Below are 25337 nucleotides of genomic sequence, written 5' to 3' on the forward strand. Positions count from 1 at the left end.
CCTACAAGACAGGGCATGGACATGACTTTGAACAACCTCGAAATCGATACCCTTGTGGTCGGCGCCGGGCAGGCCGGCGTGGCCATGAGCGAACACCTGAGCAAGCTGGGCGTACCGCACCTGGTGCTGGAGCGCAATCGTATCGCCGAAGCCTGGCGCACCGGCCGCTGGGACTCGCTGGTCGCCAACGGCCCGGTCTGGCACGACCGCTTCCCCGGCCTGGAATTCGACCTCGACCCGGATGCCTTCGCCGGCAAGGATCAGGTCGCCGACTACTTCGAAGCCTATGTGCGCCAGTACGACCTGCCGGTCCGCACCGGCGTGGAAGTCCGCTCGGTGGTGCGCAACGCCGACCGTCCGGGCTTCACCATCGACACCAGCGAAGGGGTGATCCGTGCCAATCGCGTGGTGGCCGCCACCGGCCCGTTCCAGCGCCCGGTGATCCCGCCGATCGCGCCAAAGGACAGCGCCCTGCACCAGATCCACTCCGCCGCCTACTACAACCCGCAGCAACTGCCGGAAGGCGCGGTGCTGGTGGTCGGCGCCGGTTCTTCCGGCGTGCAGATCGCCGACGAACTGCAACGCGCCGGGCGCAAGGTCTACCTCTCGGTGGGCGCCCACGACCGGCCGCCGCGCAGCTACCGCAACCGTGACTTCTGCTGGTGGCTCGGCGTGCTGGGCGAGTGGGATGCGGAAATCGCCAAGCCCGGCCGCGAGCACGTGACCATCGCCGTCAGCGGCGCCCGTGGCGGCCACATCGTGGACTTCCGCGCCCTCGCCCACCAGGGCATGAACCTGGTCGGTCTGACCCGCTCGTTCGACAACGGCGTGGCCCGTTTCGAAGACAACCTGGCGGAAAACATCCGCCGTGGCGACGAAAACTACCTGGCCCTGCTGGACGCCGCCGACGCCTATGTCGAGCGCAACGGCCTCGACCTGCCGCTGGAGCCGGAAGCGCGCCGCCGCCTGCCCGACCCCGACTGCGTCACCGCGCCGATCCTCGAACTGGACCTGGCCGCCGCCGGCGTCACCAGCATCATCTGGGCCACCGGCTACGCCGTGGACTTCAGCTGGCTGAAAGTCGACGCCTTCGACGCCAACGGCAAGCCGAAGCACCAGCGCGGCGTCTCTGCCGAGCCGGGCGTTTACTTCGTCGGTCTGCCGTGGCTGTCACGCCGGGGTTCCTCGTTCATCTGGGGCGTCTGGCACGACGCCAAGCATGTCGCCGGCCACATCGCCACCCAGCGCACCTACCTGGCCTACCGCGACCGCGATCAGCGCCAGGCCGCCGACATTACCGAATCCACCCAGGCCAACGCCGACCTCATGGGAGTCAACTGATGCCTACTCACACCCGCATCCGCATGTTCAACACCAAGGAAACCTACCCCAACCAGACCCTGGACAATGACCTGTGCCAGGCGGTCCGCGCCGGCAACACCGTCTACGTCCGCGGCCAGGTGGGCACCGACTTCGAAGGCCGCCTGGTGGGCCTGGGCAACCCGCAGGCGCAAGCCGAGCAGGCGATGAAGAACGTCAAGCAACTGCTGGAAGAAGCCGGCTCCGACCTGTCCCATATCGTCAAGACCACCACCTACATCACCGACCCGCGCTTCCGCGAGCCGGTGTACCGGGAAGTGGGCAAATGGCTCAAAGGCGTATTCCCGATCTCCACCGGGCTGGTGGTGGCGGGCCTGGCGCAGGCGGAGTGGCTGATGGAAATCGATGTGATTGCCGTGATTCCGGACTGACCGCGAAGGCCGGCCCCGCCAGAGGAGCAGCGGCTAGCCCTGGCGCCCGGCCGCAATCGCCGGGCGATGGGCATCAGACCGCAAGGAACGGAGTGTTCATTCGTCAGGCCGTCTTTAGGCTCTGCCTGATCGACGCTGCGGAACCGTTGCCATGCAAGAAGAACTGCCACTCGCCTCGCCGGCCATCGCCCAGGATTCACCCTGGAAACCGCACTGGCCGTCCCTGCGCCAGGCCCTCGACGAAACCGGCCATGCACGCCTCCCCGGCGTGCTGGACCGCCAGCAATGCCGGGAACTGGCCGCCCTCTACCGCCAGGACGGGCTGTTCCGTTCCCGCGTGGTCATGGCCCGCCATGGATTCGGCCGCGGCGAGTACCAGTACTTGCGCTACCCCTTGCCGCCGCTGCTGGAGCGGCTGCGCCAGACCTTCTACCCGCCACTGGCCGCCATCGCCAATGACTGGAACCTGCGGCTCGGCCACCCGGTGCGCTTTCCCGCAACCCTTGCGGACTTTCTCGCCCGCTGCCGGGCCGCCGGCCAGTGTCGCCCTACGCCACTGCTGTTGCAGTACCAGGCCGGTGACTACAACTGCCTGCACCAGGACCTCTACGGCGAACTGCATTTCCCGTTGCAGATGGCCATTCTGCTGTCGCAGCCGGGCCAGGACTTCGAGGGCGGCGAGTTCTGCCTGACCGAATACGGCACACAGGAGCACCGCGCCGAGGTCGTGCCCCTCGACCAGGGCGACGCGGTGATCTTCGCCGTTGCCGAGCGTCCGGTCCCGGGACGGCGCGCGGCCTGGCGCAAGGTGACGATGCGCCACGGCGTGAGCGAGGTACGGGCGGGCCAGCGCCACACCCTCGGGGTGCTATTCCATGACGCACGCTGAACGGGTCGCCAGCCTCGACTGGCCGGACATCGCCAGCCGTCTCGACAGCCAGGGCTTCGTGGTGCTGCCGGGCCTGCTGGAACAACAGGACTTCGCGGCGCTGCGGGCAGCGCTCTATCCGCCGCTGGCGGCGATCGCCAACCGCTGGCAGCGCTTGCTCGACCCGTCGCACACCTGCCCCGCCTCGCTTGCCGAATTGCAGGCCCGCTGCCGGAATGCGCGACAACACCGGGAGTTGTCGCACCTGCACCGGCTGCGACAAGGCGAATGGCTGGGATTGCGTCAGCAGACCGAAGGCAGCGTGCTGTTCGCCCTGCAAGGAAGCGGCTTGCTGTCCAAGCCCGGCCAGGACTTCGACGGCGGCGAACTGATCCTCACCGAACAGCGCCCACGGCAACAGTCGCGCCCCATCGTCGTGCCGCTGGCGCAGGGCGAACTGGCACTGTTCGCCAGCCGCTACCGACCGGTGTGCGGTGCCCACGGCCATTACCGGGTCAGCACGCGCCACGCGGTGAGCCGGGTACGCCATGGAGAACGCTGGGGACTGGACCTGTACTTTCACCTGGCGCCGTGACCGGCGCTGCGCGCTACAACGCCAGCGCCCAGGTCTGGCTCACCAGGTCCTTGCCGAAGCTGTGCATCGGTTCTTCCTCGACCAGGCGAAAGCCGGCGCTCTCGTAGAGCTTGCGCGCCGCCGTGAGGTTGCTGGTGGTCCACAGCACCATCTGCCGGTAGCCGGCATCGCAGGCAAAGCGCACCGCCTCTGCCACCAGACGCTGGCCGATGCCCAGGCCACGGGCGCTGGCATCGACGTAGAGCATGCGCAACTTGGCCGTGGTCTGGTCGTGCCGGACGACGAAGATCGAGCCCACCGCACGCCCGTCCTTCTCGGCGATCCAGCAGCGCTCGGCGGCCGGATCGAACTCGCGCAGGTAGCGGGCGACGATCTCCGCCACCAGCGCCTCGAACTCGGAATTCCAGCCGTATTCGCGGGTGTACAGCACCGCCTGTTGCTGAACCACCAACCCCATGTCGCCCGGCAGCGGATCGCGCAGCAGCCAGGACGACGTGCCTTCGCCCAGCAACACCTGCACCCGGGTCATGGCCTCGATCAACTGTTCCTGCTGCGGCTCGGGCAGGCGCTGGAGCATGGCGACCACCTCATCGCGGGACGCCTGCTCCAGCGGGCCGAGCACCGCCTTACCGGCTTCGGTGATCTGCAACTGCTGGGCTCGGGCATCGGTGGCCGAACGGCTTTTGGCGATCAGGCCTTTCTTCTCGAAGCCGCTGATGATCCGGCTCAGGTAGCCGGCATTGAGCCCGAGGGCCTGGCACAGGTCGGCGCTGGTCAGGTCGGCGCGGTGGCCAAGCTCGTAGAGGATGCGCATTTCGGTGAGGGAGAATTCGGTCTGTAGCAGGTGCTCCTGCAACACGCCGATCTGACGGGTGTAGAAACGGTTGAAACGCCGGACGGTGTCGGCGCGCTCGATCAGCAGCGGGGTCATGGCGAAAACTCGATATGATTGCCTAAAGCAAATATATATTTGCCTTAGGCAATCAAGTCAAGTGGGCGACCGGCGGCACTTTGCTAGCGGCCACTGTTCCATTTGCAAGTCGATCTCATTAGTATTGCGAGCCATTCCTATCCGCACCGCATTATCACGGAGATCCGGGTGTCCAGAGCCCTGCCGCCTTCCACCCACGATGACCTGCATGGTCTCTACCGCGACCACAGTCACTGGCTTCGCGGCTGGCTGCGCCGGCGCCTGGGCGATGGCGAGCGTGCGGCGGACCTGACCCAGGACACCTTCCTGCGGCTGATCACCAGCACCGTGGCGCACCCGCTGCGCGAGCCACGCAACTTCCTCGCCACCGTGGCCAAGCGGGTGATGGTCGATCACCTGCGTCGGCGTGCGCTGGAACAGGCCTACCTGCAAGCCCTGAGCCGGGAGCCGGAGCTGTTCGAGACCTCGGCCGAAGAACGCGCCGTGATGCTGGAAACCCTGCTGCAACTGGACGCCATGCTCGATGGCCTGGGGCCGAAGGTGCGCCTGGCATTCTTCCTCGCGCAACTGGACGGCCTGCCCTACACCGAGATCGCCACGCGCCTGGAGGTCTCGGTCAGTTCGGTGACCAAGTACATCGCCAAAGCCACCGAGCAATGCCTGCTGTTCATCCTGGATGCGCGGACATGAGCCCCGCCGGCCAGCGCCTCGCTCTGCGTGATGCAGCGCAGTGGCACGCACGCCTAGGCGCGGCGCCGGGATGCCCGCGCACCCATGAGCAATGGCAGGCCTGGCATCAGCAGGACGCCTTGCACCAATGGGCCTGGCAGCAATTGCAGGCGTTTCACAGCGGACTCTGCGGCGTGCCGTCCGGCCTGGCGCAGCGCACCCTGGCCACGGACCTGGCGCAGCCGGCACGACGGACCCTGCTCAAGGGACTGGTGCTGGGCGTGGGCATCTCCGGCCTGGCCTGGAGCGGCTACCGCCAGTCACCGCTGTGGTTGGCCGACCAGCGCACCGCCACCGGCGAGCGTCGCACGCTGAGGCTGGAAGACGGCACGCGGCTGGTCCTCAATACCGCCAGCGCCGTGGATATCCGCTTCGACTCGCAGCAGCGCCTGATCCTCCTGCGCGCCGGCGAGATCCTCCTGGAAACCGGCAAGGACCCGCGCCCGCTCAAGGTCCGCAGCGCCCATGGCGAGATGCGCGCCCTGGGCACGCGCTTCAGCGTGCGCCAGTACGACGACCTGACCGAGCTGGGTGTACTCGAGCACGCCGTCGCCGTACGTAACCAGCCCGAAGGCGTCGAGGTACGGGTAGAGGCCGGCATGAGCCTGCGCTTCGGCGACGGTCCGCTGCCGTCCCCGCAACCGCTCGACCCGAACCGCGCCGAATGGGCGCAGGGCCAGTTGGTGATCGACAACTGGCGCCTGGCTGAGGTGCTGGACGAGTTGCAGCGCTATCGGCCGGGTGTCATCACTTGCACCGATGACGTCGCAGGCCTGCGGGTTTCCGGGGCCTATCCACTGGACGTTACCGACCGCGCCCTGGCCGCCCTGGCCAAGGTGCTGCCGCTGCGCATCGACCGGCGCACCCGCTATTGGGTCAGGGTTCGCGGCCTTGCCTGAAACCACGGAAAAAATAATTTCTGCGCGATTGACGATTGCCCCCACCTCGTTCGACCCCTCCTCCAAACCTGCCTCAATGCACTTGAAGGAGCGCTGCATGTCTCACCGCGAAACCCGTCATTCCTTTGCCCGCAAGCCACTGGCCGTTGCCGTGCTCGGCGCCGCCCTGGCCTTGCAGGTCGGCCTTGTCCAGCCGCTGGGGGCGGCCGGCCTGGCCAGCGCACAAGAGGCGCAACGCAGCTACGCCATCGCCGCCGGCCCGCTCGGCGCGGTGCTCAGCCGCTTCGCCAGCGAGTCGGGGGTGGTGCTGTCGTTCGACGCCCGCCTCACCGAAAACAAGCACAGCCCCGGCCTGCAAGGCAGCTACAACCTGGAACAGGGCTTCGCGCAACTGCTGCAGGGCAACGGGCTGCAGGTCACCCGTAGCGACAACGGCGACTACATCCTGCTGCCGCGTGGTGCCGATGGCGCGGTCGAACTGGGTGCCACCAGCATCAACTCCACCGGCCTGGGCGCCACCACCGAGGGCACCGGTTCGTACACCACGGGGGTGACCAGCACGGCGACCAAGATGAACCTGTCGATTCGCGAGACGCCGCAGTCGGTCAGCGTCATTACCCGCCAGCGCATGGATGATCAGCAGCTCAACAGCATGACCGACGTGCTCAACCAGACGCCGGGCATCACCATGTCGCAGGACGGTGGCCAGCGCTACAACATCTATGCCCGTGGCAGCGCCATCAACACCTACCAGCTGGATGGCGTCACCACCACCCAGGAAAACCAGACCCGCAACATGCCAAGCACACTGCTGGACATGACCCTTTACGACCGCGTGGAGGTGGTCCGGGGCGCCACCGGCCTGATGACCGGCGCCGGCGAACCCGGTGCGGTGGTCAACCTGGTGCGCAAGCGCCCGACTCGAGACTTCCAGGCGCATGTCCAGGGCAGCGTCGGCTCCTGGGATTTCTACCGCAGCGAGGCGGATGTGTCGGGGCCATTGACCGACAGCGGCAACCTGCGCGGGCGAATGGTGGCGGCGAAACAGGAAAACGGCAGCTTTCGCGACTGGTACAAGCAGAAAAAGGACATCCTCTATGGCGTGCTGGAAACCGACCTGACCGACACCACGCTGGTGCGCTTCGGCATCGACTACCAGAAGCTCAAGGCCACCGGTAACCCCGGCGTCCCGCTGCTGTTCACCAACGGCCAGCAGACCCGCTTCTCCCGCTCCACCAGTTCCGGCGCCCGCTGGATGTACGACGAATTCGAGACGACCAATTACTTCGTCAACGTCGAGCAGCAACTGGCCAACGACTGGCAGCTCAAGCTGGCAGCCAATTACATGAAGGCCGACCGCGACAACTACAACGGCTCGTTCCAGACCTCTTCCGGCCGCGCCTTCCTCAACCAGGCGACCGGCGCCGCCACCATGCTGCGTTACGACGCCGACGCCGAGCAGGTGCAGAAAGGCCTCGACCTGACCCTGCAAGGCCCGTTCACACTGGGCGGGCGGAGCCACGAGTTCATCGCCGGATTCAACTACCAGGACTACCGCAACGACCATGTCGGCTACGACATCGGCGTCAGCACCGTCAACTTCTACACCTGGGACAACTACCTGCCGCGTCCGACCGAAACCGGCGAAATCGGCGAGATCTTCACCATCGACAGCCGCCAGCAGGGCAGCTACGTGGCGTTCAGGTTCAACCTGATCGACGACCTCAACCTCATCGTCGGCGCGCGCAGTTCCGACTACCGCTACGACTATTACTACGGCAGTCCGGGGAGCGATCCACAGATCTCGAACATGCGCGAGCACGGTGAAGTCACCCCCTATGCCGGGCTCGTCTACGACCTGACGCCCGAGCAGTCGGTGTATGCCAGCTATACCGATATCTTCAAGCCGCAGTCCAATCAGGACAAAACCGGCGCGGTGCTCGAACCCATCGTCGGCAGCAACTATGAGCTGGGCTGGAAAGGCGAATTCTTCGACGGCCGCCTGAACGCCAACGCGGCGGTGTACCTGGTCAAACGCGACAACCTCGCGGTACTGGATGCCGGTGAAGTGGTTCCCGGCAGCGGCAACGACGCCTACAAGGCGGCCAAGGGCGCGGAAACCAAGGGCATCGATCTGGAGATCTCGGGCGAGGTGCTGCCTGGCCTTAACCTGCAGGCCGGCTACAGCCACTCGCGCAGCGAAGACGCTTCGGGTACACGCCTGCTGACGCAACTGCCCATGGACACGCTGCGCTTCTGGACCACCTACCGACTGCCTGATGCCTGGAACCGGCTGACCGTGGGCGGAGGCGTTTCCTGGAACGCTTCCACCTCGCTGTACTACAGCCGCTACAACGCCCGGGTGACCCAGGACGACTACAGCATCGCCAGCCTGATGGCGCGCTACCAGGTCACCGACAAACTGGCGGCGACAGTGAACCTCAACAACCTGTTCGACGAGAAGTACTACTCCGGTATCGGCGGCAGCGTCGGCCACTATGGCGATCCGCGCAATGCGTCGCTGAACCTGCGCTACGACTTCTGAGTGGACGAGGCCGACACAGGCAGCTGTGTCGGCTGCAATGACGCTATCGCCGGCAAGGCCGGCTCCCACAAGTCCTCTGCCAGCCACCACCTCAAGGCACGACGCGAATCCCTGCCCCTGTTCCCAAACCGCCCGCCCCTGAATACAATTGCGACCAATTCTTATCCGCATCGGCGCATTTCAGGAGCACCCGGTGGTCAGCGCAACGCCCCCTTCCCCGCTGCAACACGAACTCCATGGCCTGTACCGCGACCACAACGGCTGGTTGCAGGGCTGGCTGCGCAAGCGCCTGGGCGACCGTGAGCAGGCGGCGGACATCGCCCACGACACCTTCCTGCGCCTGCTGGTCAGCGGCCGCTTTCCCAGCGTCGGCGAAGGCCGCAGCTACCTGGCGCAGATCGCCCGCAACCTGGTGGTCGACCAATGGCGCCGCCAGCGCATCGAACAGGCCTACCTCGACAGCATCAGCCACCTGCCCGAGCCGGAATCCCCCTCGCTGGAAACCCGCGCCCTGGTCATCGAGACCCTGATGCAGATCGACAGCATGCTCGACGCCATGCCGGCCAACGCCCGCGAAGCCTTCCTGCTGTCACAGTTCGAAGGCCTGACCTACCCGCAGATCGCCGAGCGCCTGGCGATCAGCGTCAGCTCGGTGCAGAAGTACATGACCCGGGCAATCCAGGCCTGCTACCAGGTGCTCTACGCCGAATGACCACGCCCACCAATGCGCCTATTGCCCCCGCCGTCGTCGAACAGGCCAGCCACTGGCTGATGCTGCACTGGGGCGGCGAGCTGGATGCCGACCAGCAACATCGCTTCGCCGCCTGGCATGCCGCCGACCCAGAGCACCGCCGCGCCTGGCAACGCCTCGAACGCCTGCAGGGCACCCTCACCGGCGTCCCTGCAGCCACCGCCAGCCGCGTGCTGCGGCAAATGCCCGACGCCCGCAAGCGCCAGACCCTCAAGTTGCTGGGCCTGTTGCTGGTCGCCGGCGGCAGCGGCTACCTCGCGCAGCAGCAACTGCCCTGGAGTGAAGCCATGGCCGACCTGCGCAGCGGCACCGGCGAGCGCCTGCAACGGACCCTGGACGACGGCAGCCGCCTGAGCCTGAACAGCGCCAGCGCGGTGAACCTCCGCTACAGCGACGCGCAACGGCGCATCCAGTTGCTGCGCGGCGAACTGCTGCTCGACAGCGGCCATGACCCGGCGCAACGGCCGCTGATCGTCGAGACCGCCGCCGGTGAAATCCAGGCGTTGGGCACACTGTTTTCGGTCTATGAAGTCGATGGCGGCAGCCGCGTCGAGCTCTACGAAGGCGCGCTGGAACTGCGCCCGCGTCACGCCCCCGCCTCGCGCCTGGAAGCCGGCCAGCAGTGCTGGTTCAGTGCCGAGCGCCTCGAACCGCCTGGCCGTGCCGACCGCAACGCCATCGCCTGGAACGACCACCGCCTGATCGCCGAGCGCATGCCGCTGGGTCAGTTCCTCGACCAACTGTCCCGCCACCGGCCCGGCGTACTGCGCTGCGATCCGGCGGTAGCCGAACTGCCGCTGACCGGGGTGTTTCCCCTGGCCGACACCGACCGCGTGCTGGCCGCGCTGCAGCAGTCGCTGCCGGTCGAAGTACGCAGCATCACCCGCTACTGGGTCACCGTCGCGCCACGGCGCGCAGCGGAGTGACGCGCGGCAAGAAAATCTGCACTCGCCGTTGTCGGTTTTTCCGACTCGCTCGGGATACCTCTTGAAACCAATAAAGAAGCATTCTCAAGAGGACCCCGGAATGCCGCACCTGCCCGCTTCTCACCGCTCGATGCTGAGCCTCTCGATCACCCGCGCGCTGTTCGCCGGCCTGCTCGCCACCGGCCCGTTGCTGCTGGCAACCGCCACGGTTGCGCACGCGGCGATGACAGAACAGGTCCGCCACTACGCCATCCCCGCCGGCAACCTCGACCAGGCCCTGAACCGCTTCGCCAGCGAGGCCGGCATCCTGCTCTCGGTGGATTCGCGGCTGACCGCCGGCAAGCAGAGTGCGGGCCTGAACGGCAGCTACGGGGTGGACGAAGGTTTGCTGCACCTGCTGGCCGGCACCGGCCTGGGCGCAATCAACAGCGGCGGCAACTACGCGCTGGAAGCTCTCGGCGGCGGTGGTGACGCGCTGGAACTGGGCGCCACCAGCATCAGTTCCACCGGACTGGGCGCCACCACCGAAGGTACCGGCTCGTACACCACAGGGGTCACCAGCACGGCGACCAAGATGAACCTGTCGATCAGGGAAACGCCGCAAACCATCACCGTAGTCACCCGCCAGCGCATGGATGACCAGCACCTGGGCAGCATGACCGAGGTACTCAGCCAGACCCCGGGCATCACCATGTCCCAGGACGGTGGCGAGCGCTTCAACATCTACTCCCGTGGCAGCGGCATCAACACCTACCAGTTCGATGGCGTCACCACCTACCAGGACAACCAGACCCGCAACATGCCCAGCACCCTGCTGGACGTGGGCCTGTATGACCGCATCGAGATCGTCCGCGGCGCGACGGGCCTGATGACCGGTGCCGGCGACCCGAGCGCGGTGATCAACGTGATCCGCAAGCGCCCGACCCGCGAGTTCAAGGCCCATGTCCAGGCGGGGGTTGGTTCGTGGGACTACTACCGCGCCGAAGCCGACGTTTCCGGACCGCTCACCGACGACGGCAACGTGCGGGGCCGCCTGGTCGTGGCCGAGCAGAACAACCACAGCTTCATGGACTGGTACAGCCAGGACCGCAACGTGCTCTACGGCGTGGTCGAAGCGGACGTGACTGACACCACCCTGGTGCGCTTCGGCATCGATCGCCAGACCTACAAGGTCAACGGCGCGCCAGGGGTTCCGCTGCTCTACACCAATGGCCAGCCGACGCACCTGTCACGCTCCAACAGTTCCGATGCGCGCTGGGGCTACGACGACTACGAGACCACCAACTACACCCTCAATGTGGAACAGCAACTGGCCAACGACTGGCAGTTGAAGGTGGCGGCGAACTACATGGATGTGAATCGCGACTCCTTCTCGTCCTACGTATCGACGACCACCAACCGGTCCTATCTCGACCCGGACGGCTCGACCACCATCAGTGCCGGGGTGGTCACGGCCAGGCAGTATCAGAAAGGCGTCGATACGACGCTTCAGGGTCCATTCGAACTGCTGGGGCAAAGCCACGAGCTTGTCGTCGGGTTCAACTATCTGGAGTACAAGAATGACCACCGGGGCGATGGCGGCCCGGATGTGGCCATCAACTACTTCACCTGGAAAAACCAGACGCCCAAGCCAGCCGACGACGAAATCGAACCCGGTATCCAGTACGACGTGTTCAACCGCCAGAGCGGCTATTTCGCGGCGACACGGCTGAACGTCACCGATGACCTGCATTTGATTCTCGGTGCCCGCACATCGACATACCGTTTCGACTACAGCCTGGGAGTGGTCGGAAGCAGCCGGGCGCCCACGACCTACTCCATGCACGAGCGCGGCGTGGTCACGCCCTACGCGGGCATCGTCTACGACCTGACGTCCGAACAGTCGGTCTACGCCAGCTACACCGACATCTTCAAGCCGCAGAGCAGCGTCGATGTCAGTGGCAAGCCACTGGATCCGGAAGTCGGCAAGAACTACGAAATGGGCTGGAAAGGCGAGTTCTTCGAGGGGCGCCTGAACGCCAACGTGGCGGCCTATCTCGTCCAGCGCGACAACTTCGCCGAAGCGACCGACGAACTGGCACCCAGCGGCGCGACCGCCTACCGGACCGTGGATGGCGCCGAAACCAGGGGGGTCGATCTGGAGCTGTCCGGCGAGGTGCTACCCGGCTGGAATGTCTACACCGGCTACAGCCATACCCGCACCGAAGATGCCGACGGCGTGCGCCTGACCACCCAGTTGCCCATGGACACCTTCCGCTTCTGGAACACCTGGCGTTTGCCGGGCGAATGGGAAAAGCTGACCGTCGGTGGTGGCGTGAACTGGAACTCCAGCTCGTCGCTGTACTTCTCCCGCTACAACAGCCGTGTCACCCAGGACGACTACTTCGTCGCCAGCCTCATGGCCCGCTACAAGTTCAACGAGCATGTGGCAGCCACCCTCAACGTCAACAACCTGTTCGACGAGAAGTACTACGCCGGCATGGCGGGCAGCTACGGACACTACGGTGCGCCACGCAATGCGACGCTGAGCCTGCGCTACGACTTCTGAGTGAATGGGCCGGCACGGGCCACTGTGTCGGCTGCAATGACGCCATCGCCGGCAAGCCCGGCTCCCACAGTTTCAGCGCCAGCCTCTGATGCGGCGGTCGACACGGAACCCTGTGGGAGCTGGCCTTGCCAGCGATGAGGCCAGCATGGACGACAGCGTTGCTGGCGATGACGCCCGCCGCCTTTTGGCATGCCGATGTCGCTTTCAGCCAAGAATGCGGCAAACCCAGGCAATAGACACTCCCGCCGACGGCGCTAGCTTTCCCTACGGGGCAAACGCCAGCGCCACGGCGCCGCCCCCGTCGTGCCGTTTCATAACAAGTCCAATAACAAAAAGGCCTTCAGGATGAATACATCTACCCAGCGCGATCGCGCCGAACTGGCGCAGGGCTTCAAGCCGCGCCACGTCACCATGTTGTCCATCGCCGGGGTCATCGGTGCGGGGTTGTTCGTCGGCTCCGGCCACGCCATCGCCGCCGCCGGTCCCGCCGCCATCCTCGCCTATGTCATGGCCGGCACCCTGGTGGTGCTGGTGATGCGCATGCTCGGCGAAATGGCGGTCGCCAGCCCCGATACCGGGTCCTTTTCCACCTACGCCGACAAGGCCATCGGCCGCTGGGCCGGGTTCAGCATCGGCTGGCTGTACTGGTGGTTCTGGGTACTGGTGATCCCGATCGAAGCCATCGCCGCCGGCGTGGTGCTCAACGCCTGGTTCCCGCAGGTCGATGCCTGGCTGTTCGCCCTGAGCCTGACCGTGCTGCTGACCGCCACCAACCTTGCCAGCGTCGGCAAGTACGGCGAGTTCGAGTTCTGGTTCGCCATGCTCAAGATCATCGCCATCGTCGCCTTCATCGGCCTGGGCTTCTACGCCCTGCTGGGCGGTCTGCCGGGCCGTGAAGTCAGCGGCCTGAAACAGCTGCTCGACACTCAGGGCGGCTTTGTGCCCAACGGCTGGGCGGCGATCATCGGTGCACTGCTGACCACCATGTTCAGCTTCATGGGCACGGAAGCGGTGACCATCGCCGCCTCGGAATCGAGCAACCCCGCCGGCAACATCGCCCGCGCCACCCGCTCGGTGATCTGGCGCATCAGCGTGTTCTACCTGCTGTCGATCTTCGTGATCATCTCCATCGTGCCGTGGAACGACCCGCTGCTGCCGCTGCAGGGCTCCTACCAGCGCGCCCTGGAGATCATGCAGATCCCCTACGCCAAGTTGCTGGTGGACGGCGTGGTGCTGGTGGCGGTCGCCAGTTGCCTGAACTCGTCGATCTACATCTCGTCGCGGATGATCTTCTCCCTGGCCAAGCGCGGCGACGCGCCGTCGTTCATCCAGCGCACGTCGCGTCGTGGCGTGCCACGGGCGGCGGTGATCGCAAGTACCCTGATCGGCATGGTCGCCACGGTGGTCAACTACTTCGCCCCGGCCCATGTGTTCCAGTTCCTGCTGGCGACCTCGGGCTCCATCGCCCTGCTGGTGTACCTGGCGATCGCCTGCTCGCAACTGCGCATGCGCGGCATCCTGCGCCGCGAGGGCAAGCTGCCGGACTTCCGCATGTGGCTGTTCCCCTGGCTGACCCTGGCGGTGATCGCCTTCATCGTCTTCGCCCTGGGGGTGATGTTCGTGATGCCGGCGCACCGCATGGAGGTGACGGCGACGCTGTCGCTGGCGCTGATCACGGCGTTGCTCGGCGTGATGCGGGCGCGGCAGCATGAAGCGGCGCAGGTTGGACGGGTATTGAGCCGGTCCTGATCGCAGCCCTGGAAACAAAACGGCCCCGTCATTGACGGGGCCGTTTGCGCTGCATGATTACAGCTTGCCGAGGGTTTCGCGGGTAATTTCCTGCAACCCCGCCTCGGTGATTTCCTTCCAGTCGTTTTCGGTCACCGCCTGCATGTTGTCACTCTTGCGGGTGACCACTTCCAGCCCCGGCGCGGCCTGGCTTTCGATCTTCAGGTGAGCCTTGTTGTTGACTGCCACCGACCAGAAGCCCGGAGAGAACCAGGACCAGAACTCGACGATGTGGACCTTGACCTCGGTCGCATCGGCGGCAGCAGGGCCGGTCACCACTTCGTAGCCAGCCTGGCGGTAAGCCGAGGCCACGGCCTCGCTGACAATCCCCGACACGGTACGTCCGGAGGGCAGCAACACATCGCCCAAGCCCTTGCCGTAGGCATTGCGCTTGCGTCCGATGGCGCGCTCGGTGATCGACTTGTCGTTCACCTCATCGTTTTTCAGCGAGGGAATGTCGGCCTGCTTCGGCTTGATCTGGAAGGTGCGGTCGTCCACCGCGCTGATCGACACCTTCTTGCCGTTGCTGGCCGCAGCCTTGACCGCCGCCTGAGGCACATTCACCTCAATCTCCGAACGGCTGGTGGCACAACCGGTCAGTACCGCCAGCATGACAATTCCCAACGCTATCCGAACGCTCATCTGTCTACCTCGATCCATTTCGCCTTCATTGGCCTTGCCGAAAATCGGCTGGCGGCGATTGTACAGAAGAGACATCAAATGGCCATTGCCCAGATCAATATCCCGAACACCTCTTAAAATAAATTAATTGCATATCCAATGCTAGAAATATGCGCACGGTTATTACCAAAGCACCAATGGATATTTCACAAGCGCCCGCCGTCGCTCTACCGTGCTCGCCATCCTTCCCGTGATGAAGCGCTGCCATGTCCCAGACTGATACCAACGCCCTGCTCGCCCACCGTTACGGCGACGAACCCGCCACCCCCATCCTGCACAACCCGCTGATCGACCACCTGCTCAACCACCGCAGCGTACGCAGCTACTCGGACCGTTCGTTGCCGGCCGGTACCCTGGAAACCCTGGTAGCGGCCGCGCAGTCGGCGGCCACTTCGTCCAACCTGCAGGCCTGGAGCGTGATCGACGTCCAGGATCAGCAGCGCCGGGCGCGTCTGGCAAAGCTTGCCAACAACCAGGCGCATATCGTCCAGGCGCCGCTGTTCCTGGTGTGGCTGGCAGACTTTTCCCGTGCCCAGCGCATCGCCGACCAGCGCGACACCGAACTGCAAGCCCCCGCCTACCTCGACAGCCTGCTGGTGGGCAGCGTCGACGCCGCGCTGGCGGCGCAGAACGCAGTGATCGCGGCGGAGGCGCTGGGCCTCGGCACTGTCTACATCGGTGCGCTGCGCAACGACCTGCACGCCGTGATCGAAGAACTGCAACTGCCGCCGCTGGTGTACCCGGTGTTCGGCCTGTGCGTCGGCTACGCCAACGACGAGCAGCCCTCGGCGATCAAGCCACGGCTGTCGCAGGCGGTAACGGTGCATCGCGATACCTACCGCGTGGATACCGAGCAGGAGCAACGCCTGATCCGGGACTACGAGGCCGTGGCAGGGGCCTTCAGCCGTGCCCAGGGCCAGCAGACGCCGCCCTGGAGCGAACAGGTGATCAACCGCCTCAAGGACGTCGGCGCCCTGCACGGTCGCGAGCGCATCGGCAAGGTGCTGAACGACCAGCGCCTGGCGCTGCGGTGATGGTCAAGCCCCCAACCCGTGGTGCCTTCTGAACAGCATCGTCCACCTCGGCCCTGCCCAGGCCGGTACTGATCCCGACCCGGCACCCGGTTTCCAGCCGAAGGTGCCGATGATCATCGGCTGCGCGCTGTTCATGGAACTGCTCGACGCCACCGCCGTGCTCACCGCGCTGCCGCAACTGGCGGCGGACTTCGGCGAAGCCAGCGTGCGGATGAACCTGGTGGTGACCCTGTACCTGCTGGCGGTGGCGATCTTCATTCCGTTGAGCGGCTGGCTCGCCGAACGGCTGGGACCGCGCCGGGTATTCATTGCCGCGATCAGCCTGTTCATCGTCAGTTCGCTGGCCTGTGCGCTGTCCTCCTCGCTCTGGCAACTGTCGCTGGCGCGGTTCTTCCAGGGCATGGCCGGTGCGCTGATGGTGCCGGTGGGCCAGGTGATCCTGCTGCGCTGGGCGGGCAAAGGCGACCTGATGCGGGCCATGGCCTGGCTGACCCTGCCCGCCCTGCTCGGCCCGGTGTTCGGACCGCTGCTGGGCGGCGTGCTGGTGACCTGGCTGTCGTGGCACTGGATCTTTCTGGTCAATCTGCCCATCGGTGTACTGGGCATCCTTCTCGTGCTACGCCATGTGCCGGACTATCCAGGCCTGCGCAACCAGGCCTTCGACCTTGCCGGTTTTCTGCTCGCGAGCCCCGCCCTGGCCTGCCTGGTGCTGGCCTTCGAAACCCTCGGGCATGGCTCGTTGCACTGGACCTGGTCTTGCCTGCTGCTGGTGCTCGGTCTGGCGTTCGGCGGTCTGTACCTGCGTCATGCCCGCCGCACCGACGCACCGCTGCTGGACCTGTCGCTGCTGCGCGTGCGCAGCTTCGCCGTGGTGATCTGGGGCGGCACGCTGTTTCGCCTCGGTACGGCGTCGCTGCCGTTCCTGCTGGTGCTGCTGTTTCAGGTGGGCTATGGGCTGAGCGCCCTGAAGGCGGGACTGCTGACCTTTGCCGGTGGCGTCGGTGCGCTGATGATCAAGTTCATTTCCGTACCGCTGGTGCGGCGCTTCGGCTTTCGCCAGGTGCTGGTGTACAACACCCTGCTGGCCAGCGCCTCTGTCGCGGCCTGCGCCCTGGTGACCGCCGGGACGGCGCATCTGCTGGTGGTGCTGATGCTATTCGCTGGCGGCCTGTCGCGCTCGCTGCAGATGACCGCCATGAGCGCCCTGACCTACGCCGACATTCCGTCCGAACAGGCCAGCCGCGCCAGCACCCTGTCCGCGACCATGGTGCAGATGAGCATGAGCCTGGCGGTGTGCCTGGCCGCGATGTTGCTGGGGCTGATACAGATGCTCCGGGAGCACGCCCGGCCGGAGCCGGACGATATCCAGTTGACGCTGGCGCTGGTCAGTCTGTTGTGCCTGGCGTCGGGGGTGTGGTTCAGGCGGCTGGGGCAGGAAAGCGGCTGATCACCGTGTACTGGGGAGCGCTGCGCGCTCCTTCGCAGGCTTTGCCAGCGCCTACAGGCAGGTGTTCGCTGTCAGTGATTAGCGCGCAGCCCAGGCATTGAAGCGTTCTTCCAGTTCCTCACCGTGGTCGACCCAGAACGTCGAGTCCACCAGCAACCCCTGATCCATGTTGGCCGGCGCCGTTGGCAACTGGCTCTGGACCTCCTGCGGCAAGGTCGCGACGGTGGCTTTGTTCACCGGACCATAGGGGATGTTCATCGAGAAGGTCTTCTGGTTGTCGGCCTGGCTGGCGAAGACGATGAAACGCTCGGCCAGGGCCTTGTTCGGCGAACCGCGGACGATGGCCCAGTGGTCCGGATCGTATAGCCCGCCCTTCCAGACGATGCCCAGTTTCATCCCGTCCTTCTGCGCCGCAGCGATGCGGCCGTTGTAGGCGGCGGACATCACCACGTCATTGGCCACCAGCCATTGCGGCGGCTGGGCACCTGCTTCCCACCACTGGATGTAGGGCTTGAGCTGGTCGAGCTTGGCGAAGGCGCGGGTCACGCCGGCCGGGGTGGACAGCACTTTGTAGAGGTCGGCGCGGGCCACGCCGTCAGCCAGCAAGGCAGCTTCCAGGGTGTATTTGGCGCCCTTGCGCAGGCCGCGCTTGCCAGGGTAGTGCTGCACATCCCAGAAATCGGCCCAGGATGCCGGAGGGGTGGCGAGCTTGTCCGCGTTGTAGGCCAGGACCATCGACCAGACGTAGCTGGCCACGCCGCATTCGCTGACGGTGTTATCGATGTAGTGGTCGGTGTTGCCCAGCAGGGCCGGGTCGAGGCGTTCGAACAGCCCCTCTTCGCAGCCACGCAGCAGTTCCGGACTCTCGACCTCGACCACATCCCACGACACCTGCCCGACGCTGACCATGGCTTTGACCTTGGACAGTTCGCCGTTGTAGTCACCGGCCACCACCTTGCCCGCCCCGCTCTGCTCGAACGGTTTGAAATAGGCCTGGTCTTGCGCGGCCTTGGTGGCGCCGCCAAAGGAAATCACGGTAAGGCGATCGGCTGCCGCCATGGATTGTGTGGCTGCCAGCATCGACGCCGCCGCCAGCACACATGCACGCATATTCAAAGACATTGACACTCCCTCCCTACGCTCGAAATAAATGCCTGGGCGACTGCGAAAGCCATGCGCACGCCAGCGGCGTTCGCGGGCGTTCACGACCCCGACACGGTTGGATCAAGACAGTCTGAAAAAGGGCAGTAAGGCGGGTGCCACGGATCTTGTGGACGCGGTCGTAACGTTGCCGCGGGTCTGGACACCTGCCGGAGCGCGAACGGGTCGCCGCGCGTTATCGATCGCCTGGGCGATCACTTGTTATTGGCGTTGACCCGATAATGCGTCAGTTCTGCCGGCAGGCAAATTATGAAAATTGTTCTCGCTGGGCTTAAAAAAGCTTTGCAGTGGATCGCCTCAATAGCGCCGCGTGCTCATCAGTTCATCCAGCACCCGGTTCGGCACCCGGAACGGGATCGCTGCATGGTCCTCCCCCGCCTCGATCTGGAAGTCGCTGCGCAGGCCGTACTGCGAAAGGTTTTCCAGGCGCAGCTGCAACGAGCGCACGTCCTGGATTTCCTGGGGCATTTCCCGGTCGCCGGCGATCAGGGTCAGGCTGCGGTGGATCAGGTCGAGCTTGCCGGCGTGGGCCTGGCGGGTGAAGGCGCGCTCGTGGGCCAACAGGTAACGGTCCTGCCACCACAGGCTCGGGCTGACGGCGACGTAGTGCTGGAACAGGTGCGGCCGGGTGAACAGCGTGTAGATGCCGAACATGCCGCCGAAGGAATGCCCCACCAGGCTGCGCTGGTCCTGGTCCACCTTGAAGCGCTCGTTGACCTTGGGCATCAGGCGTTTCTCGATGAAATCGAGGAACACGTCCTGGCCACCCTGCGGCGGCTCGTTGCGGTCCGCCGGTGCCGGTGGCGACAGGTCGTAGGCCCGGCGCACGAAGTCCAGCGGCGTGTCGCTGGGGTAGCCGATGCCCACCAGGATCGCCCCGCGCAGACGGTCCTGGGCGCGCTTGGCGGCATGGAACGCCGGGAAATAGGCATTGCCGTCGAGCAGGTAGATCACCGGGTAGCCACCGGTCCAGGGCACATCGCCCTCGGGCAGGCTGACCATGATCCGGTACTCGCGGCCTTCGGCGCTGTTCATCGTCCATTGTTCGGTGCCGTCGAGGGTCACAGGCTCGGCGCGGGCCAGGGCCGACACGGCCAGCAGCACGGCGCCGGCCACGTTCAGAAAGGTCTTCAGCATGGTCTGTTCTCCCCTTACCAGCGGTAGCTCAGGCTGGTGACCACGCTGCGCGCTTCACCGCGGTAGCAGTAACCGTCCTGGCAGTTGATGAAGCGCTCGTCGAACAGGTTGCGGGCGTTGACGCCCAGGCGCACGCCGTCCAGGCCGCCGCCGAAGTCGTAGTAGACGCCAGCGTCCACCAGGGTGTAGGCCTCGTTCTTGACGTCGTTGGTCGGGTCGCCGTAGGTGCTGCCGGTGTAGCGCGCACCGCCGGAAAGACCAAGGCCGAACGGCAGCTTGTAGTCGAGCCACAGCGACGCCAGGTGGCGTGGCACGTTCTTCGGCACCTTGCCCTGGTCGCCGGCATTGCCACGGGTGACTTCGGCGTCGTTGAAGCTGTAGCTGGCGGTCATGCGCAGGTGGTCGGTGAGGTCCGACACCGCTTCCAGCTCGATACCGCGGGACACCTGCTCGCCGGTCTGGACGTTGTTCAGCGGATTGACCAGGTCGCGGGTCTGCACGTTGGTCTGGGTCAGGTGGTACAGCGAGGCGGTGAGCAGCGTGCTGGAGCCCGGCGGCTGGTATTTCAGGCCGACTTCGTACTGCTCGCCCTCGGTCGGCTTGTACGGCTGACCCGAGGCGTTGACGCCGCTGACCGGCAGGAACGACTGGGCATAGCTGGCGTACGGCGCCACGCCGTTGTCGAACAGGTACAGCACGCCCGCCTGCCAGGTGGTGGCCGCATCGCGGGTGGTGCTGTTGAGGTCGGTGAGGTTGTCGTCACGCCGCACATGCACCCAGTCCCGGCGCAGACCGGCCGACAGGCGCCACTGGTCAATCTCGATCTGGTCCTGGACATAGGCGCCCATGCGGTGCTCCAGGCCGTCCTGGTCCGCCAGTGCGGTGTCGGGGCGCGCCACCGGCTGGTGATAGTCCGGCGCCCAGCGGTCGATGGTCGGTGCCGGGCCCATGGCGTACAGCAGCGAGGTGTCCAGCCAGGCGTAGTCGACGCCGCTGATCACCGTGTGGTGAACCTCGCCGGTGCTGAAGCGGCTGACCAGGCGAGTGTCGGTGGACAGCGAGGTCATGTCTTCGTAGATGCCCACGGCATAGCGGTCGAGGATATGGCCGTCGATCACCGCGGTCGGCTGCAGGTACTGGTTGGTGGTGGCGACCTGGCCGTAGCGTACGTTCTGCTGGAGGCTGAAGGTCTCGTTGAAGGCGTGCTCGAACTCGTAGCCGAAGGCCCACTGACGCTGGTGCAGCTTGTCGAAGTACTCGTCGCCCTGCCAGAAATCGGTCAGGTGGTCGCCTTCCTGAAGCATCATCGGCGAGGCGGCGGTCTGCCGCTCCTGGTACTGCGCCAGCAGGGTCAGGCTGGTGTCGGGGTCGATCTGCCAGGTCAGCGAGGGAGCGATCAGTTGCGACTGGTTGTCCATCTGGTCCACCGAGTAGCCCGAATCGCGGTACAGGCCGACGGTGCGGAACAGCACATCGCCGGCCTCATCGAGCTTGCCGCCCACGTCGAACTGCGCCTGTTCGTGGCCGTAGCTGCCGCGCTGCACCTGCACTTCGTTCCTGGCCAGCAGGTTCGGGCGCTTGCTCACCCGGTTGACCATGCCGCCGGGGCTGATCTGGCCATAGAGCACCGAGGCCGGGCCCTTGAGCACTTCGATGCGCTCCAGGTTATACGCCTCGGTGGAGTACAGCGACAGCCAGCCGCTGCCCGGCTGGCGCAGGCCGTCGAGGAAGTCGGCAGCGATGGTGGTCTCGAAGCCGCGCACCTGGATGTTGTCGAAACGCGGGTCCAGGCCCGAACTGCCGACGCGTACCCCGGCGGCGTAGGCGACAGCGTCCTCGACCTTGTTCACCTTGCGGTCGTCGATCTGCTGGGCGGTGACCACGCTGATGCTCTGGGCGGTCTCGAGGATTGGCCGGTCACTCTTGGTGGCGCTGCTGGCGTTGCTGGCGAAATAGCCGCTGACCGGGGCGAAGGCGCTTTGCACCGCAGTGCTTTCGATGCTGGTGGGGGCCAGTTGCAAAGTGGTGTCGGCGCCACGCAGCACCACGAAGCCGGAGCCGGTCTTGTGGGCCACCAGGCCGCTGCCCTTGAGCAGGGTCGCCAGGCCGTCTTCCAGCGAGCCGCCTTGCGCCAGGCCTTGGGTGTTCAGGCCGCGCACGTCCTCGGGGGAGAACGACAGGGTGATGCCGGCGCGTTCGGCGAAGCTGCTCAGCGCGCTGCCCAGCGGGCCGGCGGCGATGGCCGGTGCCGATGGGTCGGCCTGCGCCGCGAGGCTCGCGGTGCCCGTCATCAGGGCGATCGCCAGGCATACGGCGCCGGGCAACGAGCGGGACTGGAACGGTAAGGCAATGGAGCGGGCAGAGCGCATGAGGGAGTCCAGATGAGGGAGTGATATTCCCTAACCGGACAACGTCCTGAAGTCCGACAGAAAATTTTTCGTTTTTGTTTTGCTCAGGGATTGGGTGCTGGTTTTGTGGGCATTCACACAAAACAAGCACAAGCACCCCACCCGAAAACCGCGAATCAAACCGCCACCACCCGTACCCACCAGCGCGTCCGCTCCACCACCCTCACCGGCAACAGATGACTGATGTTGTCCAGCAACACCCCCGGCTCATCGAGGCGAAACACCCCGGACAGGCGCAGGTCCGCGACCGCCGCGTCGCAGCCCAGCCAGCCCTGGCGGTAACGCCCGGCTTCGGCGAGGAAATCGGCCAGGCGAATATCGCTGACCACCAGCAGGCCACGGGTCCAGGCGAAGGGATCGAGTGACCCCTTGCCCAGCACCGTGATGCGCGTCGCCGAGATTTCCAGCCCCTCGCCCGCCCGCAACAGGCGCTGCCCGGCAGCGGCAGACACCTGCACTTCGCCACGATCCACGCGGATCTCGCTGTAACCCTCGTGCTCGCGCAGCAGCACACGGGCATCGTGCCCGGTGCACTGGGCAAAGCGACAACGGGCCCGCCAGTGAGCGCCCTCCACCAGCACTTCGCCGGCACGCAGCAGCAACTCGCCGCCCTGCACATCCACGGAGCTGTCGGTGTTGAGGGTGACGTCGGTGCCGTTGCCCAGGGCGATCCGCCGCCGCTCGCCGGTAAAGGTGGCGTAGTCGGCACGCCAGGCCGGAGGCGAACCGACCGCTACCAGCGCGCTGCCGCCCACTAGCAGGCCGAGCATCTTCAAGGCCCGGCGCCGCCCGACTTCGGCCTCGGCGCGGCGCAGCAAGGGAATGGTCTGCCCCGCTTCGGGCAGGCGGCTGGACTGGAACATTCCGGCCATCTGCTGCAGGCGCTGCCAAGCCAGTTGATGACGGGCGTCGCGGCGCAGCCAGTCCTGCAGTTGCTCATGCAATTCGGCGCTGCCATTGCCGCGCAGGCGCATCTGCCAGTCGATGGCCTGACGCACGATGGCGTCGGGAACCCGAGGGTTGGGCTGGCTCATCAGGCGTCCTCGAAACAGAGGCGGTAGCAATGCAGCAAAGCGCTGGCCACATGGCGCTCGACGGTGCGGCTGGACACACCCAACTGCCGGGCCACCTGCTCGTGGGTCAGACCGCCGAGCTGGTACAGCAGGAAGGCTTCGCGCACCGCAGGCTTGAGGCCATCGAGCAAACGGGCAATGCGCTCCAGGCACTCAAGGGCTTCGTGACGGACGTCCGGGGACGGGTGACTGGCCTCGGGCAGTTGCGCCAGGGCTTCGAGATAAGCCCGCTCCAGCGCATCACGGCGCCAGTGGTCGATCACCAGGCCGCGGGCGATACGGGCCAGCAAGGCCCGCGGCGCACGGTCACTGACCGGCTGACCGCGCACCAGAAGGCGCAGGAAGGTGTCCTGGGCCAGATCCGCCGCCTGCTGCGAACAGCCGACCGAACGCCGCAGCCAGCCATTCAGCCAGCCATGGTGGGTGCCATACAGCACCTCGAAAGGAACGATCGAATCCGCGTCATGAAGCGCCATGGCAAACCCCGCAGCCGTAAAACGCCACGACCTGCGTGGCGACCGCGGGCACATTAATAGCGAATCATTCTTATTTCAATCTTTTGCTGATAGAGGGATCGACGCCACCTTTCAGAACGGTAATCCCCCGCTCACCTCGTCGTTAGCTTCCCGCCGCAATCATGACGCGCGGTCGCCAGAGTCCAGAGCAACAACAACCGGCCGCCCCACCTCAACAAGAAAACTGCCAGGACTACGGAGCACACATGAAAACAAGCACCCGCCTTTCCCTCGCGGCCCTGTCGGCGGCAGCGGGGTTCAGCACGCTGGCCAGCGCCGCGCAGACCACCGAGAAAGAAGGCTTTATCGAAGGCAGCCAGGTGACGGTCCTGAACCGCAACTTCTACTTCAACCGCGATGACCGCAACGGCCCCCGGGCGCCGGGCGGTGCCGGCTATTCCGAGGCCTGGGCCCACGGCATCATCGGCCGCTTCGAGTCGGGCTTTACCCAGGGCAGCGTGGGCGTCGGTGTCGATGCCTTCGCCATGCTCGGCCTGAAACTCGACACCGGCGGCGGTCGCAACGGCGCCCGCAGCTCGTTCGACGTACTGCCGGTGGACCGCAACGGCAAGGCCCGTGACGAATTCAGCAAGATCGGCGGTGCGGTCAAGGCACGGCTGCTGGATACCGTGGTCAGGGTCGGCGATGTGTTCCCGGTCACCCCGGTGGTGTCCTACGGCGACTCGCGCCTGCTGCCGGAGTCGTTCCGTGGCGTGACCCTGGTCAACACCGGTGTCGCCGGACTGACCCTGCAGGGCGGCCGCCTCCACGCCATGAGCCAGCCGGTGTCGAGCAACCTGCGCGACAACTTCGTCACCTTCTATGGCGGACCGGTCAATGCACCGTGGGTCGGTTACGCCGGCGGCGACTACCAGCTCAACGACTACGCCAGCGTCAGCCTGTACACCAGTCGCCTCAAGGACGCCTGGAACCAGCACTACGCCGGCACTGCCGTGACCTGGCCGCTGAACGAAGACCTGAGCCTGCTGGCGGGCTTCAACTACTACCGCGCCACCGATGAAGGCAAACGCCTGCTGGGGTCATTCGACAACAGCATCTGGAGCGGCAAGCTGGGCCTGCGCTACGGCGCCCACACAGTCGCGCTGAGCCACCAGCGCAACAACGGCGACGACGACTTCGACTACCTGCGCCAGTCGGACTCCATCTACCTGGACAACTCCATCCAGTACAGCGACTTCAACTCGCCCAAGGAACGTTCCTGGATGCTCCGCTACGACCTGGACATGGCCAACTACGGCGTGCCGGGGCTGAGCTTCATGACCCGCTACGGCAAGGGCACCGACGCCGACTACTCCAATGCCAACGCCACCTACATGCGCCGCGACGCCAACGGCAACCCGCTGACCGACCAGAAGCGCTGGGAGCGGGATATCGAGGTGAAATATGTGGTGCAGAGCGGGTCGCTGAAGGACCTGTCGCTGCGCTTGCGCCAGGCGACGACCCGGGCGACGCAGTTCGAGTCGGACCTGGATGAAACCCGGGTGATCGTGGAATATCCGTTGAGCCTGTTGTGATCATCGGGCCTCATC

General features: G+C 65.7%; 21 protein-coding genes. 14 read left to right on the forward strand and 7 right to left on the reverse strand.

Annotated elements, in window-relative coordinates; all coding sequences use genetic code 11:
• Positions 1-21: 21 nt before the first annotated feature.
• The 4 genes from AC05QJ_RS20985 (at position 22) to AC05QJ_RS21000 (ending at position 3214) form a co-directional block, all read left to right on the forward strand.
• Entirely contained in the window at positions 22-1341 is a 1320-nt protein-coding gene (locus AC05QJ_RS20985) for a flavin-containing monooxygenase (RefSeq protein WP_476747980.1), read from the forward strand.
• A complete protein-coding gene (locus AC05QJ_RS20990) occupies positions 1341-1751 on the forward strand; it encodes a RidA family protein (protein WP_476743198.1) in 411 nt (136 codons plus the stop codon). The genes AC05QJ_RS20985 and AC05QJ_RS20990 overlap by 1 nt, the downstream gene beginning before the upstream one ends.
• Positions 1752-1902: 151 nt before the next feature.
• The gene (locus tag AC05QJ_RS20995) at positions 1903-2640 is read left to right on the forward strand and encodes a 2OG-Fe(II) oxygenase (RefSeq protein ID WP_476743199.1); all 738 of its coding nucleotides are present in this window, start codon (positions 1903-1905) and stop codon (positions 2638-2640) included.
• Entirely contained in the window at positions 2627-3214 is a 588-nt protein-coding gene (locus AC05QJ_RS21000) for a 2OG-Fe(II) oxygenase (RefSeq protein ID WP_476743200.1), read from the forward strand. Before AC05QJ_RS20995 ends, AC05QJ_RS21000 begins: the two co-directional genes overlap by 14 nt.
• Before the next feature lie 13 nt (positions 3215-3227).
• Here AC05QJ_RS21000 and AC05QJ_RS21005 read toward each other — a convergent pair whose 3' ends face one another.
• Positions 3228-4145, reverse strand: a complete 918-nt coding sequence (locus AC05QJ_RS21005) for a bifunctional helix-turn-helix transcriptional regulator/GNAT family N-acetyltransferase (RefSeq protein WP_476743201.1) — start codon at positions 4143-4145, stop codon at positions 3228-3230.
• A gap of 168 nt (positions 4146-4313) precedes the next feature.
• Here AC05QJ_RS21005 and AC05QJ_RS21010 point away from each other — a divergent pair, with 168 nt between their 5' ends.
• The 7 genes from AC05QJ_RS21010 to gabP all read left to right on the forward strand — a co-directional run bounded on the left by AC05QJ_RS21010 (position 4314) and on the right by gabP (position 14292).
• Positions 4314-4835: a sigma-70 family RNA polymerase sigma factor gene (locus AC05QJ_RS21010; protein WP_476743202.1), complete on the forward strand. Its 522-nt coding sequence runs from the start codon at positions 4314-4316 to the stop codon at positions 4833-4835.
• Positions 4832-5773, forward strand: a complete 942-nt coding sequence (locus AC05QJ_RS21015; protein WP_476743203.1) for a FecR domain-containing protein — start codon at positions 4832-4834, stop codon at positions 5771-5773. The genes AC05QJ_RS21010 and AC05QJ_RS21015 overlap by 4 nt, the downstream gene beginning before the upstream one ends.
• 97 nt (positions 5774-5870) lie before the next feature.
• Positions 5871-8318 carry a TonB-dependent siderophore receptor gene (locus AC05QJ_RS21020; protein ID WP_476743204.1) on the forward strand — a complete coding sequence of 816 codons (2448 nt, stop codon included), beginning with the start codon at positions 5871-5873 and terminating at the stop codon, positions 8316-8318.
• Positions 8319-8511: 193 nt separating this feature from the next.
• A complete protein-coding gene (locus AC05QJ_RS21025; RefSeq protein ID WP_476743205.1) occupies positions 8512-9030 on the forward strand; it encodes a sigma-70 family RNA polymerase sigma factor in 519 nt (172 codons plus the stop codon).
• On the forward strand, positions 9027-9995 hold the full coding sequence (locus tag AC05QJ_RS21030; protein WP_476743206.1) for a FecR domain-containing protein: 969 nt from the start codon (positions 9027-9029) through the stop codon (positions 9993-9995). The genes AC05QJ_RS21025 and AC05QJ_RS21030 overlap by 4 nt, the downstream gene beginning before the upstream one ends.
• Positions 9996-10095: 100 nt before the next feature.
• Positions 10096-12543, forward strand: a complete 2448-nt coding sequence (locus AC05QJ_RS21035; RefSeq protein WP_476743207.1) for a TonB-dependent siderophore receptor — start codon at positions 10096-10098, stop codon at positions 12541-12543.
• A gap of 345 nt (positions 12544-12888) precedes the next feature.
• Positions 12889-14292, forward strand: a complete 1404-nt coding sequence (gabP, locus tag AC05QJ_RS21040; protein WP_476743208.1) for a GABA permease — start codon at positions 12889-12891, stop codon at positions 14290-14292.
• 57 nt (positions 14293-14349) lie between these two features.
• Here the strand turns inward: gabP and AC05QJ_RS21045 are convergent, their stop codons facing one another.
• Positions 14350-14973, reverse strand: coding sequence for a YajG family lipoprotein (locus AC05QJ_RS21045; protein ID WP_476743209.1), 624 nt, complete (start codon positions 14971-14973; stop codon positions 14350-14352).
• A 245-nt stretch (positions 14974-15218) separates the two neighbouring features.
• On the opposite strand from AC05QJ_RS21045, the gene AC05QJ_RS21050 reads away from it, so the two are divergent.
• The gene (locus AC05QJ_RS21050; RefSeq protein ID WP_476743210.1) at positions 15219-16046 is read left to right on the forward strand and encodes an NADPH-dependent oxidoreductase; all 828 of its coding nucleotides are present in this window, start codon (positions 15219-15221) and stop codon (positions 16044-16046) included.
• Between the two features lie 109 nt (positions 16047-16155).
• Positions 16156-17493: an MFS transporter gene (locus AC05QJ_RS21055; RefSeq protein WP_476743211.1), complete on the forward strand. Its 1338-nt coding sequence runs from the start codon at positions 16156-16158 to the stop codon at positions 17491-17493.
• A 78-nt stretch (positions 17494-17571) separates the two neighbouring features.
• Here the strand turns inward: AC05QJ_RS21055 and AC05QJ_RS21060 are convergent, their stop codons facing one another.
• The 5 genes from AC05QJ_RS21060 to AC05QJ_RS21080 all read right to left on the reverse strand — a co-directional run bounded on the left by AC05QJ_RS21060 (position 17572) and on the right by AC05QJ_RS21080 (position 23748).
• The gene (locus AC05QJ_RS21060) at positions 17572-18621 is read right to left on the reverse strand and encodes an ABC transporter substrate-binding protein (RefSeq protein ID WP_476743212.1); all 1050 of its coding nucleotides are present in this window, start codon (positions 18619-18621) and stop codon (positions 17572-17574) included.
• A 330-nt stretch (positions 18622-18951) separates the two neighbouring features.
• The gene (locus AC05QJ_RS21065; protein WP_476743213.1) at positions 18952-19791 is read right to left on the reverse strand and encodes an alpha/beta hydrolase; all 840 of its coding nucleotides are present in this window, start codon (positions 19789-19791) and stop codon (positions 18952-18954) included.
• Between the two features lie 14 nt (positions 19792-19805).
• On the reverse strand, positions 19806-22160 hold the full coding sequence (locus tag AC05QJ_RS21070; RefSeq protein ID WP_476743214.1) for a TonB-dependent siderophore receptor: 2355 nt from the start codon (positions 22158-22160) through the stop codon (positions 19806-19808).
• Between the two features lie 155 nt (positions 22161-22315).
• Positions 22316-23233 (reverse strand): DUF4880 domain-containing protein, encoded by a 918-nt coding sequence (locus AC05QJ_RS21075; RefSeq protein ID WP_476743215.1) that lies wholly within the window; start codon positions 23231-23233, stop codon positions 22316-22318.
• A complete protein-coding gene (locus tag AC05QJ_RS21080) occupies positions 23233-23748 on the reverse strand; it encodes a sigma-70 family RNA polymerase sigma factor (protein WP_476743216.1) in 516 nt (171 codons plus the stop codon). The genes AC05QJ_RS21075 and AC05QJ_RS21080 overlap by 1 nt, the downstream gene beginning before the upstream one ends.
• A gap of 245 nt (positions 23749-23993) precedes the next feature.
• Between AC05QJ_RS21080 and AC05QJ_RS21085 the strand changes: the two genes are divergently transcribed.
• On the forward strand, positions 23994-25322 hold the full coding sequence (locus tag AC05QJ_RS21085) for an OprD family porin (RefSeq protein WP_476743217.1): 1329 nt from the start codon (positions 23994-23996) through the stop codon (positions 25320-25322).
• Positions 25323-25337: the final 15 nt, after the last annotated feature.

The organism is Pseudomonas sp. TUM25319 (assembly GCF_056388475.1).

Excerpts from the sequence above, each read along its gene's own strand:
- AC05QJ_RS21065 (WP_476743213.1), bottom strand. The coding sequence starts at position 19,791 with ATGCTGAAGACCTTTCTGAACGTGGCCGGCGCCGTGCTGCTGGCCGTG.
- gabP (WP_476743208.1), top strand. The coding sequence starts at position 12,889 with ATGAATACATCTACCCAGCGCGATCGCGCCGAACTGGCGCAGGGCTTC.
- AC05QJ_RS21050 (WP_476743210.1), top strand. The coding sequence starts at position 15,219 with ATGTCCCAGACTGATACCAACGCCCTGCTCGCCCACCGTTACGGCGAC.
- AC05QJ_RS20995 (WP_476743199.1), top strand. The coding sequence starts at position 1,903 with ATGCAAGAAGAACTGCCACTCGCCTCGCCGGCCATCGCCCAGGATTCA.
- AC05QJ_RS21055 (WP_476743211.1), top strand. The coding sequence starts at position 16,156 with ATGATCATCGGCTGCGCGCTGTTCATGGAACTGCTCGACGCCACCGCC.
- AC05QJ_RS21075 (WP_476743215.1), bottom strand. The coding sequence starts at position 23,233 with ATGAGCCAGCCCAACCCTCGGGTTCCCGACGCCATCGTGCGTCAGGCC.
- AC05QJ_RS20990 (WP_476743198.1), top strand. The coding sequence starts at position 1,341 with ATGCCTACTCACACCCGCATCCGCATGTTCAACACCAAGGAAACCTAC.
- AC05QJ_RS21045 (WP_476743209.1), bottom strand. The coding sequence starts at position 14,973 with ATGAGCGTTCGGATAGCGTTGGGAATTGTCATGCTGGCGGTACTGACC.
- AC05QJ_RS21080 (WP_476743216.1), bottom strand. The coding sequence starts at position 23,748 with ATGGCGCTTCATGACGCGGATTCGATCGTTCCTTTCGAGGTGCTGTAT.
- AC05QJ_RS21035 (WP_476743207.1), top strand. The coding sequence starts at position 10,096 with ATGCCGCACCTGCCCGCTTCTCACCGCTCGATGCTGAGCCTCTCGATC.
- AC05QJ_RS21000 (WP_476743200.1), top strand. The coding sequence starts at position 2,627 with ATGACGCACGCTGAACGGGTCGCCAGCCTCGACTGGCCGGACATCGCC.
- AC05QJ_RS21015 (WP_476743203.1), top strand. The coding sequence starts at position 4,832 with ATGAGCCCCGCCGGCCAGCGCCTCGCTCTGCGTGATGCAGCGCAGTGG.
- AC05QJ_RS21020 (WP_476743204.1), top strand. The coding sequence starts at position 5,871 with ATGTCTCACCGCGAAACCCGTCATTCCTTTGCCCGCAAGCCACTGGCC.
- AC05QJ_RS21030 (WP_476743206.1), top strand. The coding sequence starts at position 9,027 with ATGACCACGCCCACCAATGCGCCTATTGCCCCCGCCGTCGTCGAACAG.
- AC05QJ_RS21085 (WP_476743217.1), top strand. The coding sequence starts at position 23,994 with ATGAAAACAAGCACCCGCCTTTCCCTCGCGGCCCTGTCGGCGGCAGCG.
- AC05QJ_RS20985 (WP_476747980.1), top strand. The coding sequence starts at position 22 with ATGACTTTGAACAACCTCGAAATCGATACCCTTGTGGTCGGCGCCGGG.
- AC05QJ_RS21070 (WP_476743214.1), bottom strand. The coding sequence starts at position 22,160 with ATGCGCTCTGCCCGCTCCATTGCCTTACCGTTCCAGTCCCGCTCGTTG.
- AC05QJ_RS21005 (WP_476743201.1), bottom strand. The coding sequence starts at position 4,145 with ATGACCCCGCTGCTGATCGAGCGCGCCGACACCGTCCGGCGTTTCAAC.